The organism is Marnyiella aurantia, assembly GCF_014041915.1.
GTDB lineage: Bacteria > Bacteroidota > Bacteroidia > Flavobacteriales > Weeksellaceae > Marnyiella > Marnyiella aurantia.
Genome location: NZ_CP059472.1, coordinates 1,157,546 through 1,173,854 on the forward strand (window position 1 = coordinate 1,157,546; position 16,309 = coordinate 1,173,854).

13 protein-coding genes are annotated in these 16,309 nt (G+C 42.7%); 8 read left to right on the forward strand and 5 right to left on the reverse strand.

The window, feature by feature from the left end; all coding sequences use genetic code 11:
* The first annotated feature begins 59 nt into the window (after positions 1 to 59).
* Positions 60 to 701, forward strand: a complete 642-nt coding sequence (locus H1R16_RS05355; RefSeq protein WP_187350464.1) for a ribonuclease HII — start codon at positions 60 to 62, stop codon at positions 699 to 701.
* A 55-nt stretch (positions 702 to 756) separates the two neighbouring features.
* On the opposite strand, the gene yidC is transcribed toward H1R16_RS05355, so the two are convergent.
* Together yidC and H1R16_RS05365 are read right to left on the reverse strand one after the other, a co-directional pair.
* On the reverse strand, positions 757 to 2,553 hold the full coding sequence (gene yidC / locus H1R16_RS05360; protein WP_181887777.1) for a membrane protein insertase YidC: 1,797 nt from the start codon (positions 2,551 to 2,553) through the stop codon (positions 757 to 759).
* 154 nt (positions 2,554 to 2,707) lie between these two features.
* Positions 2,708 to 4,312, reverse strand: a complete 1,605-nt coding sequence (locus H1R16_RS05365; protein ID WP_181887778.1) for a CTP synthase — start codon at positions 4,310 to 4,312, stop codon at positions 2,708 to 2,710.
* A gap of 252 nt (positions 4,313 to 4,564) precedes the next feature.
* Between H1R16_RS05365 and H1R16_RS05370 the strand changes: the two genes are divergently transcribed.
* The 4 genes from H1R16_RS05370 (at position 4,565) to H1R16_RS05385 (ending at position 9,112) form a co-directional block, all read left to right on the forward strand.
* A complete protein-coding gene (locus H1R16_RS05370; protein ID WP_181887779.1) occupies positions 4,565 to 5,371 on the forward strand; it encodes a phosphatase PAP2 family protein in 807 nt (268 codons plus the stop codon).
* Positions 5,372 to 5,471: 100 nt separating this feature from the next.
* Positions 5,472 to 6,818: a DNA repair protein RadA gene (gene radA / locus H1R16_RS05375; protein ID WP_181887780.1), complete on the forward strand. Its 1,347-nt coding sequence runs from the start codon at positions 5,472 to 5,474 to the stop codon at positions 6,816 to 6,818.
* A gap of 74 nt (positions 6,819 to 6,892) precedes the next feature.
* On the forward strand, positions 6,893 to 8,428 hold the full coding sequence (locus H1R16_RS05380; RefSeq protein ID WP_181887781.1) for a zinc-dependent metalloprotease: 1,536 nt from the start codon (positions 6,893 to 6,895) through the stop codon (positions 8,426 to 8,428).
* Positions 8,429 to 8,530: 102 nt separating this feature from the next.
* Positions 8,531 to 9,112: an acyl carrier protein phosphodiesterase gene (locus H1R16_RS05385; RefSeq protein ID WP_181887782.1), complete on the forward strand. Its 582-nt coding sequence runs from the start codon at positions 8,531 to 8,533 to the stop codon at positions 9,110 to 9,112.
* Here H1R16_RS05385 and H1R16_RS05390 read toward each other — a convergent pair.
* Positions 9,099 to 9,599, reverse strand: a complete 501-nt coding sequence (locus H1R16_RS05390) for a DUF6702 family protein (protein WP_181887783.1) — start codon at positions 9,597 to 9,599, stop codon at positions 9,099 to 9,101. The genes H1R16_RS05385 and H1R16_RS05390 overlap by 14 nt on opposite strands.
* Positions 9,600 to 9,654: 55 nt before the next feature.
* On the opposite strand from H1R16_RS05390, the gene H1R16_RS05395 reads away from it, so the two are divergent.
* Both H1R16_RS05395 and H1R16_RS05400 read left to right on the forward strand, forming a co-directional pair.
* On the forward strand, positions 9,655 to 10,233 hold the full coding sequence (locus tag H1R16_RS05395) for a HupE/UreJ family protein (RefSeq protein WP_181887784.1): 579 nt from the start codon (positions 9,655 to 9,657) through the stop codon (positions 10,231 to 10,233).
* Positions 10,234 to 10,319: 86 nt separating this feature from the next.
* A complete protein-coding gene (locus H1R16_RS05400; protein ID WP_181887785.1) occupies positions 10,320 to 12,686 on the forward strand; it encodes a M1 family metallopeptidase in 2,367 nt (788 codons plus the stop codon).
* A gap of 50 nt (positions 12,687 to 12,736) precedes the next feature.
* Here H1R16_RS05400 and H1R16_RS05405 read toward each other — a convergent pair whose 3' ends face one another.
* Both H1R16_RS05405 and H1R16_RS05410 read right to left on the reverse strand, forming a co-directional pair.
* On the reverse strand, positions 12,737 to 14,848 hold the full coding sequence (locus tag H1R16_RS05405; RefSeq protein ID WP_181887786.1) for a hypothetical protein: 2,112 nt from the start codon (positions 14,846 to 14,848) through the stop codon (positions 12,737 to 12,739).
* A 383-nt stretch (positions 14,849 to 15,231) separates the two neighbouring features.
* On the reverse strand, positions 15,232 to 15,786 hold the full coding sequence (locus tag H1R16_RS05410; protein ID WP_181887787.1) for a hypothetical protein: 555 nt from the start codon (positions 15,784 to 15,786) through the stop codon (positions 15,232 to 15,234).
* A 223-nt stretch (positions 15,787 to 16,009) separates the two neighbouring features.
* Between H1R16_RS05410 and H1R16_RS05415 the strand changes: the two genes are divergently transcribed.
* Entirely contained in the window at positions 16,010 to 16,288 is a 279-nt protein-coding gene (locus H1R16_RS05415; protein WP_181887788.1) for a co-chaperone GroES, read from the forward strand.
* The last annotated feature ends 21 nt before the right edge of the window (positions 16,289 to 16,309 follow it).

Genomic DNA, 16,309 nt, shown 5'->3' on the forward strand with positions numbered 1-16,309 from the left:
TACAATTTAAAAGGGAAAATGTAACTTTGCTGACTGATTGTTTTTTTATGGTGGATTTGATGAGAAATTATTCTGATACTGGACTTGAAGCAGGCTGCGACGAAGTTGGCAGAGGTTGCCTATGCGGTCCCGTGGTTGCCGCTGCCGTCATTCTGGACAGCAGTTTCGGCGACAGCCTGGTGAATGATTCAAAAAAATTAAACTCGAAAGTCCGCCAGGAACTGGACTCCTACATTAAGGAGCACGCAGTTGCTTATGCAATTGCCGAACTTCCACCTGCTTTTATAGATGAACACAACATCCTTAATGCCAGCATACACGCCATGCACCTGGCCCTGGACCAGCTTAGCGTGCGTCCGGAACTCATCCTTGTGGACGGAAACCGGTTTAACCCTTATAATTACATTCCGCACCAGTGCATTATTAAAGGGGATTCAAAAGTGCTATCCATTGCAGCCGCCTCTATAATTGCAAAAAATTACCGCGACCAAAAAATGGTGGAACTGCATGACCAATTCCCTCACTATGGCTGGCATACCAATATGGGATACGCCACAAAGGAACACCGGGATGCTCTTAATAAGTATGGGCCCACTATTCACCACAGACAATCCTTCAGGCTGGATTACACATTACAAGACGACGTCCCTTATGAAGCGGAAACGGTTATAGCAGAAAGCTTACAACTGGAACTGGAATAAAAAAAACGGAAGATTTTTCTTCCGTTTTTTTATGGCCTTGGTGACTATATTATTTCTACTTCTTCTTACCTGTCTGTTTCTGCTGTTGTTTTTGCTGTTCCTGAGCCTGCTCCATCATCTCGCGCATACGTTTCTGGAACTTCCCTTCCGGCTTTGGCGCTTTGGTTTTATTTTCCTGGATCTGAGCGTGAATTTTTTTCTCATCAAGAATGAGGTATTTAATAGCCAGGATAATAAAAATATTCAGAGCATTTGACACGAAATAGTACCAGGAAAGCCCTGATGATGATGTGTTTAGGAAGAAAAAGAAAGTAATTGGGAAAATATACATCAACACCTTCATGTTTGGCATTCCTTCCTGCTGTGGCTGCTGAATGTTTCCTGAAGTCATTACTGTATAAATCAGGATTACCACCGTACATGCAAGAGCAAAAATACTGATATGGTCCCAACCGAAAACCGGCAGATTAAACGGAAGTTTAATCACATCATCATATGCAGTAAGGTCCTTGGCAAACCAGAAACTCTGTCCTCTTAAGTCGATAAAGTTCGGGAAAAACCTGAAAAGTGCATAGAAGATTGGAATCTGAACCAAAGCGGGCAGACATCCGGCCATTTGGTTCACTCCGGCTTTCCGGTATACCGCCATGACTTCCTGCTGCTTTTTCATGGCATCACCACCTTTATGTTTAGCATTAACCTCGTCTATTTCCGGACGGATTACGCGCATCATCGCACTCAGTTTGTGCTGCTTGAACATAATGGGTGAAAGGATAAGTTTCACGATAATCGTCATCAGGAAAATAACCCAGCCTGCTGTGAGTCCCCAACCCGCAATTATATTGTACATTGGCATAAAGAACCATCTGTTCATCGTACCGATAAATGACCAGCCCAATGGCAGCAACTCATCGAAGTTTTTACCGTAATCTTTCAGCAGATTAAGGTCAAGCGGCATGAAGTACCACTTAAAGTTCTGGTTAAATTCGCCACCGGACATCGCTGTCTGAGCACTGAAACTAAACTTCTTCAGAAACTCTCCCTCTTCGATGCTCTCCTGAGAACCGAAAGAATTGGTGAAACCACTTTGAGGTTCCAGAACTGCAGTAAAGAACTGCTGCTTAATGGCAATCCAGTTCAGAGTTTCTTCAGTTTCTTCCATTGTAGTCCTGCCGTCATAGTCGAAACTGCCATAATTGTCGAAGGCGTAGTTAAACTCGGTATGCGTCTGCTCCTGGGAACGGCCTTTCTCCATCTGGCGGGCACTATGATCCCAAATGAATTCTGCATTCTGGCCGGATACCAGTTTGGAAAGCCCCTGTGTTTTCACATTGAAATCTACCGTATACTTATCCTGCAGAGTATAAATAAACTGGATAACAGCGCCGTTAATACCGGCCTGCATGGTTACGGAATTACCGTTTTGTTTTGGGGTAAAAACAAGATCACGGGTATTCAGTAACTTGCCGGTCTTGTCTTTAAAGCGAAAACCATAAGCCGAGTTATTCTTATCAAACAGGAGAAGGTTTTTGTCGTTCGTATCGGTTTCCTTGTTATACGCCTTGTATTCATTCAGTTCAACAGTAGAAATCTGGCCTCCCAACGTGGAGATTACCAGCCTAAGCTCTTTGTTCTTAAGCTCTACCTGGCTGATGGCAGCAGTTTTCAGGCTGTCATTCAGGTTGGTCATTGCCGCAGGAGTTGCTGACGTCGCAGTTTGCGGGACTTGCGCTGTGGTAGCTGCCGGCTCTTCCGGTGCCGGCTGAAAGTAAAACATTGCCCCCATCATGATAAGTGAGAACAACATAAACAGAATGATCTGATTTCGGTCTAAACCGTTGTTTTGCTGCATTTTAATTGTTTATTTCAATGTGTTTCAGCGTATGGGAACATTTCCTGATACTGCTAAAATTAAAGGTCACAAAATTACTGATTTTTTTTGGAAAGAAAGTTTCTTTTTGCTGAGTAAAAAAATACCCGCTGCAAGGCGGGTATTCAGAAAAATCTTATTTGGATGCTGCACGTATAAACGCCTTAAACAGCGGATGCGGCGTGGCCACTGTACTCTTATATTCAGGATGATACTGAACTCCCACATAGAACGGATGGTTTTCCAGTTCCAGGGTTTCTACCAAGCCTGTGTCAGGATTTACCCCGCTTGGAGTGAGGCCGTTATTTTGAAACTCCTCTTTATACTGGGAGTTGAATTCGTAGCGGTGGCGGTGTCTTTCGGAGATATTCTTTGATCCGTAAATCTCCATCAGTCTCGAATTAGGCTTGAGCGCACATTTCCAGGCACCCAAACGCATTGTGCCTCCTTTGTTTTCAACACTCTTCTGCTCTTCCATCAAAGAAATTACAGGCTCCGGTGTTTCGGGATCAAATTCCATGGAATTGGCTTTTTTGTAACCCAACACATTTCTGGCAAATTCAATAGTCATTATCTGCATACCAAGACAGATTCCTAAAAGCGGAATATTATTCTCACGTGCATATTTGGCAGCCAATACTTTTCCTTCTATTCCACGGTCGCCAAATCCGGGCGCAATAAGCATTCCATCTACGCCCTGCAGTGAATCCTGAATGGTATCTTCAGAAATGTCGCCACTGTACACCCATCTTACACGCACTTCGGTATCCAGATCTGCTCCGGCGTGGATAAATGCTTCAGCAATGGACTTGTAGGAATCCTGAAGTGATACATATTTCCCAACAAGGGCAATCTCCACAGATTTCTTAGGATTCTGGTATTTTTTCAGGAAGTGTTTCCAGTCTTTCAGGTCGGCTTCCTTATCTGATTTCAGATCAAGTTCTTTCAGGACAACATCGTCAAAATTCTGCTTCTGAAGATAAAGCGGAACTTCGTAAATAGTCTCCAGATCCTTACATTCAATTACGTTCTCCAGACTTACGTTACAGAACTGCGCCAGTTTTGCGCGCTGTTCCTTCGGAATTTTATGTTCTGTCCGGCAAACAAGTACATCGGCCTGCACCCCACTCTCCATAAGTTGGCGTACCGAGTGTTGTGAAGGCTTTGTCTTAAGTTCACCACTGGCAGCCAGATAAGGCAGTAACGTAAGGTGAATCACCATGGAATTGTTATCGCCAAGTTCCCATTTGAGCTGGCGCACACTTTCAATATAAGGCAGCGATTCGATATCTCCTACAGTTCCACCGATCTCAGTTATGATGATATCGTAATTCTGCTTGCCAAGGATCTTTATCCTGCGTTTAATTTCGTTTGTAATATGCGGAATTACCTGAACGGTTTTTCCTAAAAAGTCGCCTTTTCTTTCTTTTTCAATAACTGTCTGGTAAATTTTACCGGTAGTAACATTATTGTTTTGCGACGTGTTGGAGTCCAGGAACCTTTCATAATGCCCTAAATCCAGATCGGTTTCAGCGCCGTCTTCGGTAACATAGCATTCGCCGTGTTCGTAAGGATTTAAAGTTCCGGGGTCAATATTGATATAGGGATCAAGCTTTTGAATAGTTACATTAAATCCCCTTGATTTCAGCAATAGACCAAGTGATGCGGCAACAATTCCCTTTCCCAAAGAAGAAGTCACACCTCCTGTAACGAAGATGTACTTCGTGTTCTTTTTACTCATTAGATTAGGTTTGCGCAAAGTTAGGCTAAAAAGTTTAACAGGGCAATTTGCGTATTTCAAAATTTAGTTCTGAATACCTGTTCTATATATAGTGGATCCAACAAACGACAGAGAAAACGCCGTGGAGCATGCACATACAGTAATGCCGCCTACAGGAAAAACCTCAGGGCAGGATTTTTGATATCCGGCAATAGTCACATCATTTAAAACTGGTCTAAATATTTCCCGTTTTCCGCAGTAAGTATGAGTAAAATGGATAAAAGAACCCGTGCCCTTGTCATTTTTTCAGTGACATTCGTGCTGGTTTACAATTTCGCGCTTTGGTACGCATCCCGACTTCAGGATGTAAATTCCATCGTACTTTCTGTTGAGGAAAATATTCCTTTTCTGCCTTGGACCATTATTCCCTATTTATCCAGCGGCATATTTTTCTGGGGAACTTTTTCTTTGTTAAAGAACGCTCAACAACTTCAGGTCTTCCTGAAACGGGTCCTCTTCATGACTGGTGCTGCCGGATTAATCTTCGTTGTGGCACCATTAAAATACGCTATTCCCAGACCTGAAATAGAGAATGCGGTGTTCCGCGGCCTATTTTATATGCTGGAAGGTGTTGATGACCCGTATAACCAGTCACCATCACTTCATGTTGCATTTGCGTTTGCATTCTGGACGGTTTTCCGGGAAATTAATTCACGATGGCGTCCGCTTATCGCGATCTGGCTTGCAATGGTCGCTTTGTCAACACTTACGACCTATCAGCATCACCTTATTGATGTTTTTGCGGGAAGTATTCTGGCACATGTCACATTCCTGATATTTCCTTCCCAGCATGACAGATCATATTTAAGATACAAGCAAACCACAAATTTTCTTTACCTGGGTGGCTGGTGCACGGTAAGTGCCGCATTTATTATCGCTGAATATGTCAGTGTGAACTGGCTTTCACTTTTGGTCCCTGCAGCTTTCCTTTTTGTACTGGGCTATCTTTACCAGTTGGATAAAGTTGGATTCTTAAAAAGTGAAACTATACGCTCACAGTTCACGGAAAGGACAAACTGAATTGGACGTGTACAGTTAAAATGGGATCATTTTTTCCTGAAAATTACTGAAATCATAAGGTGCGGGATACTGTTTCATTTTTTTTCATGAAATTCGCAGCATGGCAAAACTTAAAACTGCATATTTCTGTCAGAACTGCGGGTCGCAGTATCCTCAATGGCTGGGACAGTGTAAGAACTGCGGCGAATGGAATACCCTGGTAGAGGAAATTGTAGAGAAATCTCCTGTAAAAACCCTGGGGAGCAAGTCCAAACAACATATCATCAACATCATTGAAGTTGAAACCAGCGAAGAACCGAGAATAACCACCCCTTCCGGGGAGCTGAACCGTGTACTGGGCGGCGGTATTGTTTTAGGCTCGGTAACCCTTATCGGCGGGGAACCCGGCATTGGAAAGTCTACCCTTCTTCTACAACTGGCTCTCAAAATGAAGAAAAAGATTCTTTATGTGTCAGGTGAGGAAAGTGCTTCACAGATTAAAATGCGTGCTGACAGGCTTACGGAACTTCAGAACCCTCACTGTTACCTTTTTACAGAAACTTCTGTGGAGAAGATCCTGCATGAAGCCAAAAAGCTCCAGCCTGATTTCATGATCATTGACTCCATACAGACGCTGCAGAGCCAGCTGATTGAAAGTTCACCCGGAACTGTTTCCCAAATCCGCGAATGCTCCAATGAGATTATAAAATTTGCAAAGGACAGCAACACTCCCGTTTTTCTCGTAGGCCATATAACTAAGGACGGACAGATTGCCGGCCCAAAAGTGCTGGAACACATGGTTGATGTGGTACTGAATTTCGATGGTGACCGAAACCATCTTTTCCGACTTCTTCGCGCGAACAAAAACCGATTCGGTTCTACCGCAGAAATTGGCATCTACGAAATGGTTGCGCAGGGTCTTAAGGAAATCAAAAATCCTTCGGAAATCCTGATCACCAAAAAATTTGAAGAACTTTCCGGCAATTCAGTGGCTGTTACACTGGAAGGCAACCGGCCAATGCTCATCGAAATCCAGGCTTTGGTAAGCTCCGCCGTATACGGAACCCCGCAGAGAAGCTGTACCGGTTATGACAGCAAACGCCTGAACATGCTGTTGGCCGTACTGGAGAAGCGTGCAGGATTTCAGTTGGGAGCGAAAGATGTTTTTCTGAACATTACCGGTGGTATAAAAACAGATGATCCTGCCCTGGATCTGGCCGTGGTGGCATCCATACTTTCAAGCAATGAGGATACTGCGATTTCAGAGCATTTCTGCTTCGCCGGAGAAATTGGTCTGAGTGGCGAAATCCGTCCGGTTGCACAGATCGAGCAACGGATTTCTGAGGCAGAAAAACTGGGTTACGAGAAAATATTTGTATCAAAACTGAATAAACTGCCCAAAAGAAAATCCGGAATTATTGTTGAGGAGGTAAGTAAGGTGGAGGAGTTTCACGAAAGGTTATTTTAAATTTTACTGCTTGCATATGCATGAGGTATTTATAGTTATATTTGAATAAAACTAACTGTCCAAACCACTCCTGCATGGAAAGAATTTTATCCCTTTTATTGTCTTTTTGTACTGCTTTACTGTTCGCACAAACCTCAATTTTTCAGAATCCTGTGAGTCCGGGCAGTCTGCCGCCTTATCAGAAACTCCATGAAGACCTTGCGTCTTCTTATGTATCGACCACATATTATGAGCAGCCGTCCTTTGACCTTACAGCAGATTTAAGCATTACATTGTTCAACGGTAAAAAAATTCGTGCAAACCTGTCACGAACCTTCAAATACACAAACAATAGCACCTCATACACTTATAATATTGAAAATGAGCCCGATTCCGAACTCGTATTTTCGCGCTTTGGAAATATGCTCTCCGGCATGTATGCATCATCTGATGGTGAAAAAATAATGTTTCACCAAACGGATGATACGATTATCGCTGTTTCTTTGGTCAACGAAGCGTATATCAACAGCAGGGACTCCAGGATGGATTTCATTATTCCGGATTCCATTACCCATAAGGTCAATCCTAATATCTGCCTTGCCCAGACCGCCATTTGCGGAGCTACTACAATTGATGTAATGGTTGTATATACTGCCGCTGCCAGAATGGGTTGGGGCAGCGTAGCGCAAAGCAACTCACAGATTGCCACTGCCATTACCAATTTCAATACCTCACTTATTAACTCCGGCATTCCCAACACTACAATTAACCTCGTATATGCCGGAGAGATTGTTTACGATGAAAGTGGGAACATCAATACCGACCTGAGCAGGTTACGTGCCACTGCAGATGGTTTTATGGATGATGTGCACACCCTTCGAAACACCTACGGCGCAGATCTTTGCGCACTGATTACTGCTACTCCTAACAACACTTGTGGATTGGGCTATCTGAACACCAACCCATCCAACTACTCAAACACTTCCGCGTTCTCTGTCTCGTTACGTAACTGCGCGGTATCCAATTATACCTTATCTCATGAGATGGGACACAATATGGGTCTGAACCATGACTGGTATGTGAACCAAAGCACCAATCCCTGCAGTAATTTGCATGGGTATGTAAATCAGACCGCTGTAATCTTGGGCACAAGCAGCGCCTCGTCCCAGAGATGGCGCACCATGATGGCTTACAATGACGAGTGCGCTGCAGCGGGTATTAACTGTCCGAAAGCTAACCGTTGGGCGAATCCTGCAGTCAATTACAACTCTGAACCTACCGGCGTACCGATTGGCAATCCTAATCCGTCAGATGAAGCTTTCGGCTTCGCGCGTTTCGCCTGTGTGGTTTCAGGATTTATGCCTACGGCAATAATGAGTACTGATGACGTAACTGTAGCTTCGAAAAACGAATTCAGCATTTATCCTAATCCAGCTTCCGATGAGATTAATATCGTCTTAAAAGATAATGAAGACCTTGACTTCCATATCTTCAATATGGCAGGACAAAAGGTGTATACCGGAAATGAAAAGACCATCAGCATCCGTCACCTGACTCCTGGAGAGTATATACTTGTTGTGGCCCGGAAAAATGGCGAAACAAAGGGTTCCGCTAAATTTATATTGAAATAAAAGTTATAGAGCAAAACAGGATTTTAGGTAAAGAATTTTGACTTGGCGCACTGGCCTTCCTCCCGAAGGCCTATTGTTCCGGCAATTTTTTTATATTCGCTGATGAACTTTCTGGCACATTCCTACATTTCCTTTACTGATGAGCAGATCGTGGGTCAGTTCCTGCAGGATTTCATCCGCAATAAAGACCGGTTTTCTTTTCCGCCCGGAATTGTGGAAGGTATATTGCTGCACCGCGAGATTGATACTTTTACGGATGTGCATCCTGAGATTCACGAGGCCAAGAAGGTTTTCAGCCCGCTAGTTCGGCTCTATTCCGGTGCTTTTGTTGATGTCGCATTCGATTATTTCCTGGCCAACTCACTGCAGGACATAGCATTAATGCATCATTCCGAAAGGGTATATAAAGTACTGCGTAACAATATGAATTTGTTTCCGCCTACTTTTCACAGGATGCTGGAGGGCATGGAAAGGGATAATTGGCTGTATCACTACCGCGAAGATCAGGGCATTCATTTCTCTTTTCGAAATGTTCTGCATAAGGCAAAATATCTGGATAAAAATCTGGCTGTTTTTGAAGTTTTCCTGAATAACAAGGACCAGCTCCAATTTCATTTCAAGAATTTCTTCCCGGACCTTATGGCTCACGCCGTAGACTTTAATAATCAGTTTAGAATTCCTTAAAGAGGTAGCGGTCCGGATAGCTGAGCTTATGGCTGTGCCTTTTTCCCTCTACCACAATATGAATGATGTTGATCTGATCATCAAAGAGGTTATATAGCGCACTGACAGCCGCTTCTACTTTTTTTGGTGTATTGATTTTCTCAGATTCCAGATAAATGTTCACCGATTCGCTGTCTTCTTCGTAACCAAGATAGGTCAGGGTTAAGACTTTGTGATCTGCTTTCAGCTTCAAATAGTCCGACAAATAGTCCACAAGTAAGGAATTGATTTGTGCCTTGAACTTTTCATCATTAAAATGCACTGCCTTACCATACTTTTCCTTCAGCGCATTCTCCAGGTCATCGAGGAAAAACTTAGCACTGATCTGAAAGGTTTTAAATTCCGAATTATATCTGAACTCAACGGAACCTACATGATATGGATGAACTGTGCCTGCGGTAAGAGCCGAAAACAGGAGGACAGAGAAAAGGATCAGCAGTTTGCGCATTTGCCAAAAATAGAAATAAATTTTGTATTATCGCCAGCTATAAAAACTACGGCCAATGCAGGATTTTCTATTTTATTTAAATTTGGGATGGGAACATATTATATCACTGGATGCGCTGGATCACCAGCTCTTTGTTCTTGTACTTGTTGTGGTTTTCAGCATGAAGGACTGGAAGAAGATTCTTTGGCTTATTACCGCCTTTACAATAGGCCACTCCGTCACTTTAGCATTGAGCGTATTGGAGATAGTACGCGTACCTGGTAGCTGGGTGGAGTTCCTTATTCCACTCACCATTTTTATCACCGCTGCAGATAATATTTTGATGAAGAACAGGCAACAGAACCTTATGAAGATGAACCACTATCTGGCGATGTTTTTCGGGCTGATTCACGGAATGGGCTTTGCAAATACAGCCAGAATGACCATGGCACAGGAGCAGGATCTGCTTTTACCGTTGCTGGGATTCAACATCGGATTGGAGCTGGGTCAAATATTGGTTGTAGCATTTATTCTCGTTCTTCAGTGGACAGTTCTGGGAGTTTTTAAGGCCAACCGAAAAGACTGGGTCCTGTTCATTTCGGCCGGCGTTTTTGCCCTCGCTCTGCAAATGACATTGGAGCGACTGCCATTTTAACCTAAATATCCAGCTAAATGTACATTGCTGATGTATTAATGGTAACATTTTGCTAATTTTAAACACTACTTCATTAAAGCACACTTATGAAACTCGCGTATTTACTGTTCAGCATTTTGCTTCCACTTGGCCTTTTTGGTCAGAATATCCAGAATAATCCTGGCAGCAACCATGGAAATAAATTTGAACAACTGGGAACTATACTTCCCACGCCCAATGTATACAGGAGCGCTTCCGGTGCACCGGGCCACAAATATTGGCAAAACCGTGCAGATTATGAAATTACTGCCTATCTTGATGAAGACAAAAGAAATCTCCGTGGATCGGAAACGGTTACTTATTATAACAATTCGCCGGATGATCTGGAGTATCTTTGGTTACAGTTGGATGAGAACCAGCAGTCCTCAGTAAAAAACGCAGGCTACGATATGGAGTCTACGCTGCCACGCCAGATTACGACAGACCGGCTTAAGGTTACAGACCTCCCCGCAAAAGATAACGGTTACGGTATTAACCTGGAAAAGGTTACAGATGCCGCGGGAAATGCACTGCAGTACATGGTGAACAAAACCATGATGAGGATTGATTTGCCCAGGGCTTTAAAAAGCGGCGAAAAATATATTTTCAAAATAGAATGGAATTACAACATACCCAACCGTATTTCGATGGGTGGACGTGGAGGTTTTGAGCATTTCCCGGAAGACGGAAATGATCTTTACACCATTACGCAATGGTTTCCCCGGATGTGCGTTTACAGTGACTTTAAAGGCTGGCAACACAATCAGTTTACAGGGAGAGGTGAGTTTGCGCTGCCCTTCGGTAACTATAAAGTATCCATGAATGTACCGGCGGATCACATTGTAGCATCTACAGGCGAAGGAAAAAATTTCGACAAGGTTCTTACATCTGCTCAGCTGGCCCGTTGGAAACAAGCCCAAACAGCTTCGGAACCGATTGAAATCGTTACTTTGGAAGAGGCGAAAAAAGCTGAGAAATCCAAATCAAAACAAAGAAAAACCTGGATTTTTGAAGCTGAAAATGTGCGCGATTTTGCGTGGACATCTTCCCGGAAATTCATTTGGGACGGGATGAAGGTCACAATTCCTGAAAATAATAATCAGGTGATGGCCATGAGTCTTTATCCAAAGGAAGCTTACAATCTGTACCGAAAGTTCTCCACACGGGCAGTGGCCCACACCATTCTTACATACAGTGAATTTACTATTCCCTACCCCTATCCGGTTGCGCAGTCTGTAGAAGCCGCGAACGGTATGGAGTATCCTATGATTTGCTTTAATTATGGCCGTACTGAAAAAGACGGTACGTATTCCGAAGGTATAAAGAACGGTATGATCGGTGTGATTATTCATGAGGTGGGCCATAACTTTTTCCCAATGATTGTAAACTCGGACGAAAGGCAGTGGTCCTGGATGGATGAAGGTCTGAATACTTTTGTGGAGTATCTTACAGAGGAAAAATGGGATAATAAATTCCCTTCCCGCCGCGGACCTGCGCACACCATAGTGGATTATATGAAACTTCCGAAAGACCAGTTGGAGCCTATAATGGTGAATTCAGAAAACATAATTCATTTCGGTCCTAATGCGTATGCCAAACCTGCTACGGGTCTGAACATCCTGCGTGAGACCATTATGGGCCGCGAAATTTTTGACAAGGCGTTCAAAACTTATTCAAAAAGATGGGCCTTCAGACATCCTGAACCTGCGGATTTTTTCCGCTCAATGAACGACGCAAGTGCCGAAAACCTGGACTGGTTCTGGAGAGGTTGGTTTTACGGTACAGATCCAGTCGATATTGCCATAGATAAAGTAACCGTAGCTACTCCTGATCTGGACTCTACTCCTGAACCTGTACGTGAGGTTTATAATGTAGACAATCCGCATGTCAATGCATTCGAGGATATTTCTAAAATCCGGAACCGTAACGACAAAAGCATCACATTTTATACCGATAAGAACAAGGAAAGCCAGGATTTCTACTGGCGTTATGCCCGTGGCCAGGAGAAAGTGGATACGAAGCGCGAATATACCCTGGAACGCGAAACAATGGAAAAGGTGCCTGCCAAAGAGAAGCGTGATTTGCAGAATATATTCGCCTACCAAATAGACTTCGTTAATAAAGGCGGAATGGTAATGCCTATAATTTTGGAATTCACCTTCGAAGACGGCACAAAACTGAGTGATAAATCATCGGCTCAAATTTGGAGAAAAGACGAAAACAAAGTTTCAAAAACCTATTTCTTCGACAAAAAACTAAAGTCGATACATCTTGATCCCCTTCGGGAAACTGCCGACATAGACATCAGTAATAATTTCTGGGGTCAGATACCGGCACCTGCCACGAGTTTTGAAGTCTTTAAACAGAAAACCGGAGCCGCAGTCCGCGGTGCAGCACAGGAGAAGATAAATCCTATGCAGGCTGCAGGAAAATAAAAAACAGGAGTTGCATTGCAGCTCCTGTTTCATTTTAGTAAAAATCAATATCAATCCTTCAGACAGAACGCCTGATTGGTATAAGTAGGGCTGGCCATATAGGCACTGTCTACCACGTTTTTCTGCTCAATAACGAGAACAATATTTCCACAGTTCTTATCTGTTGCTGTAGTAACCTTAAATTCTCCGTTCACAACATTCACAGTTCTTGTAAATGAATTTACTTCTCCCGGAGCAATAACCTGATTTACACCTTCAAAATCCATATCAGTAAATCTACCTCCGGCAACAGAAAGTGTGAATTTATGGATGAAGTTATCAGTTGCACTGAACTTTCCGAGAATTACATCACCTTTTTTAAAATGAACGCACTCTCCTTCATCATTAATCTTCATCACCGGTACAGGATAGGTGTTATCCATTTGGATCCGGTGGGAATCTGAACTTCCGTCTTCATGCTCAATTACAATATTCAGTCTGGCATTTGTGCCCGGGCTGAAAAGTGCCAGCTGACTGGTAATATTCAGCTGATAAGGCTGGTAAACATAGTAGTTGGAAGCATTAGGTACCACCGTTGTATGAACAATATTTCCGGAGGAGTCGTAGCCCACAAGATGCAGCGGATCATTAACATAATTCATGGCTCCTGTTTCCAGATTAATCACTTTAATACGGTATCTCATACCTGCAAACGGAGACGAGATTCCGTGAATACTGATTTTGCCCATAAAACGGCTGCCGTTGGTTACAGGGTTTTGGTTTATTTCAAATTTAGCTGTAGGCAATGTCAATCCTGTAGTGTCATCAATATTATCTACTGAAATTCCTCCTAAAAGAATCATTTTCGGAGATTTCCCATTCCAGCCTTTAGGCAGCGGCGGAATCTGAACGTAGGCTTCTTTATAATTGCCCCAGTACGGAGTGTCCAGTCCTGTTGGCGCCACATTCCAGGAAAGTACTGCCCGGACCTTGATCACCCTGGGGGCATCACATTTTGTTTTTAGTTTTGTGAGGTCGTAAGGCAGGATGGCAGAGTAAGAAAGACCTGAATGACCGGGTATATCGTGAAGCACAACTACCTGGGTGCCTACCCTAACCCACTGACAGTTTGTGGATGCATCTTTAATCCAGAAAGTTACATATTCCTTAGAGCCGGCAGTACAGAGCCCACCATTGTAGCCGAAATTTTTCTTCGCCTTGAAAGTGGCCACAAATGCTTCCTTATGATAATCGAGACCCACACAACCTATTTCCTCGTATGTTGTATTTCCGGTAGATTTAATAAGGTCCTGCAAGCTTTTCGTAAAATCAAGCTGATTAGCTTTAAAAAGTGAAACAATATTACTTTTTATTACCGGATCATTGCTTGTCATGGCTTCTACCAGCAATTTGGCTCCGGCACGATGTGGCTCTACATTAAAATTAGCCTTTTTGTAATCACTTACCAACTGGGAGAAATCTACCTTATCCGCAGCATATTCCTTCTGCGCATCACCTAAACTTTTCTCCGCCGCAGGATTGTTTATTGTAAGGTTTTTAAGCGAAACTGTCGGATTTAACACTGCTTTTTCGATCAGTGATCCTATATTTATAAAAGGAATATTGATTTTAACAGGTTTAACCTGAATCTGCTCTTCCTTCACATTGCCCCAAACATAGCCCGGCTGGGTTAAATTTGGATCGTTAGCAGGCGGAATGGTATTCCACAGTAAAACCGCTTTAACTCTTGGCAGAACAGGCTGGGAACATACTTTCTGCTTTGGGTCTATCTTAAGCCGCAGAGCGAATTCCATAGGTTTTTCCAGCAGCTGGTCACAGTCTTTTGAGTCCGGAATATCATGAACATTAGCACCCACATATCCTTCATCTACCCATCCTCCTCCATAATTCACATAAAATCTCACATAAATATGAGAGCCGGCAGAACAGAGGTTGCCGGAATATCCCGTGGGTCTCTTTATTTTTACAATTGCGGTCAGCTCCTCACTGTCCGGATTATATCCTACACATCCAAGTTCTTCAAAAGAGGTATTGAAAGTCTTTTCGAAGAACGCCAGGGGTGTGTTTAATTTCAGTGCAGTTTTCGAACTGATGTTGGCAAGGTAAAGATGTGATTCACTTCTTGCGAGCATCAATTGTTTTTCATTTAATTCGTTAGGCATGATCAATGTTTTTATGATTTCCCTACTTTTAAGCGTATCGGGTTTCGCGTTGTCCTAAAGCATACAATCCTGCGCACTGTAATACTTTGACCTGGTAAAATTATTCCCAATGCACAATTCCACTAAAGGAAAATCACCCTATTTTCCTTTTTTACACATTTTTTGTTAATTTTATTCATCAACTATCGTTTTTATTAATTTTTTTTCTTCTGACGTTCAGAAATAGACGGAAATCAAGATTTCTGCAGATTAAAACTTCCCTAAAAAAAAGTGTGGATTGTAGGGTTATTGAATCTATATTAACCATAAGATATTTCTACCCTAAAAACGAAATAAGACGAAGCAACATGCCCCGTCTTATTGAACTCGGTATATTCTTAACCCTAATCCACTGCAAAAGTAGAAACGATTGTGCTCTTTTCGTCTACGTTATTTGGATTGCTTACTGTCACTCCATACTCGCCAACCGGCTTTTCAGACAGCGTAATAAGGTAGGAGCTTTCGCCATATTTTTTGGCTGTGAATGGCAAATACTTCAGGGTGTTAGACTTCGCACCTGCGAAAGTATGCATTGAGGCGAGCTCTGCGCGTCTGATCTTTTTATTTTTTTCAAATGCGAAAACCTTTACAATTGCCATGGGATCTGTATTATTATCTACAGCCTTTACAATAAATTTGACATCGTCCCGCGATTTTATCCTGGTCTTAGCGCAGCATCCTTCCAACTCAATCTTAGATCTAACACTTCCAATACCGACCATATATACACCTGCGTTTGCGGAAGTGCGGATACGTGAGGTGGATTTTTCCAGTAGTAGTGAGGAATTATCTGGTTTCAGCATTACAACCTCACCCACAAAATCAGGTTCAGCAACGGCCTGAGCGAAACTGATAACAGAAAAGCAGCTTAAAGCTGCCACGAATAATTTTTGTTTCATATTTAATAGTTAGTGTAACAAATATATAAATAATAGGTTTACATTGTACATTTAGAATAATAATAATACATCAGTACGGCCACGTTTTTCTGCCAAAATTTCAGCAGTGCCCATTCAAATTGTGCCAAAAAATACGAAGAATCCGACCAAGTGGACATATACAGACCTTGGCAAAGTTTTGGAGAAAGAGAAGGCAAGTAAATCTTAACTAAAATCAAATAATATGTCAGTAAATTTCAAACCATTAGCGGACCGCGTTCTCATTGAACCAAACGCTGCGGAAACAACAACTGCTTCAGGAATCATCATCCCTGATACGGCCAAAGAAAAACCACAGGAAGGAACAGTAGTCGCTGTTGGAAACGGTAAAAAAGACGAACCAATGACTGTAAAGTCTGGAGACAAGGTACTTTACGGAAAGTATTCCGGTTCTGAACTTAAACTGGATGGGAAAGATTACCTTATCGTAAAGGAATCTGACCTATTGGGAATTCTGGGATAGACAGGAGAATAAAAGACTGGA

Bases quoted from the DNA above. Each gene is read 5' to 3' on its own strand.
- H1R16_RS05355 (WP_187350464.1), top strand. From the start codon at position 60: ATGAGAAATTATTCTGATACTGGACTTGAAGCAGGCTGCGACGAAGTT.
- yidC (WP_181887777.1), bottom strand. From the start codon at position 2,553: ATGCAGCAAAACAACGGTTTAGACCGAAATCAGATCATTCTGTTTATG.
- H1R16_RS05365 (WP_181887778.1), bottom strand. From the start codon at position 4,312: ATGAGTAAAAAGAACACGAAGTACATCTTCGTTACAGGAGGTGTGACT.
- H1R16_RS05370 (WP_181887779.1), top strand. From the start codon at position 4,565: ATGGATAAAAGAACCCGTGCCCTTGTCATTTTTTCAGTGACATTCGTG.
- radA (WP_181887780.1), top strand. From the start codon at position 5,472: ATGGCAAAACTTAAAACTGCATATTTCTGTCAGAACTGCGGGTCGCAG.
- H1R16_RS05380 (WP_181887781.1), top strand. From the start codon at position 6,893: ATGGAAAGAATTTTATCCCTTTTATTGTCTTTTTGTACTGCTTTACTG.
- H1R16_RS05385 (WP_181887782.1), top strand. From the start codon at position 8,531: ATGAACTTTCTGGCACATTCCTACATTTCCTTTACTGATGAGCAGATC.
- H1R16_RS05390 (WP_181887783.1), bottom strand. From the start codon at position 9,599: ATGCGCAAACTGCTGATCCTTTTCTCTGTCCTCCTGTTTTCGGCTCTT.
- H1R16_RS05395 (WP_181887784.1), top strand. From the start codon at position 9,655: ATGCAGGATTTTCTATTTTATTTAAATTTGGGATGGGAACATATTATA.
- H1R16_RS05400 (WP_181887785.1), top strand. From the start codon at position 10,320: ATGAAACTCGCGTATTTACTGTTCAGCATTTTGCTTCCACTTGGCCTT.
- H1R16_RS05405 (WP_181887786.1), bottom strand. From the start codon at position 14,848: ATGCCTAACGAATTAAATGAAAAACAATTGATGCTCGCAAGAAGTGAA.
- H1R16_RS05410 (WP_181887787.1), bottom strand. From the start codon at position 15,786: ATGAAACAAAAATTATTCGTGGCAGCTTTAAGCTGCTTTTCTGTTATC.
- H1R16_RS05415 (WP_181887788.1), top strand. From the start codon at position 16,010: ATGTCAGTAAATTTCAAACCATTAGCGGACCGCGTTCTCATTGAACCA.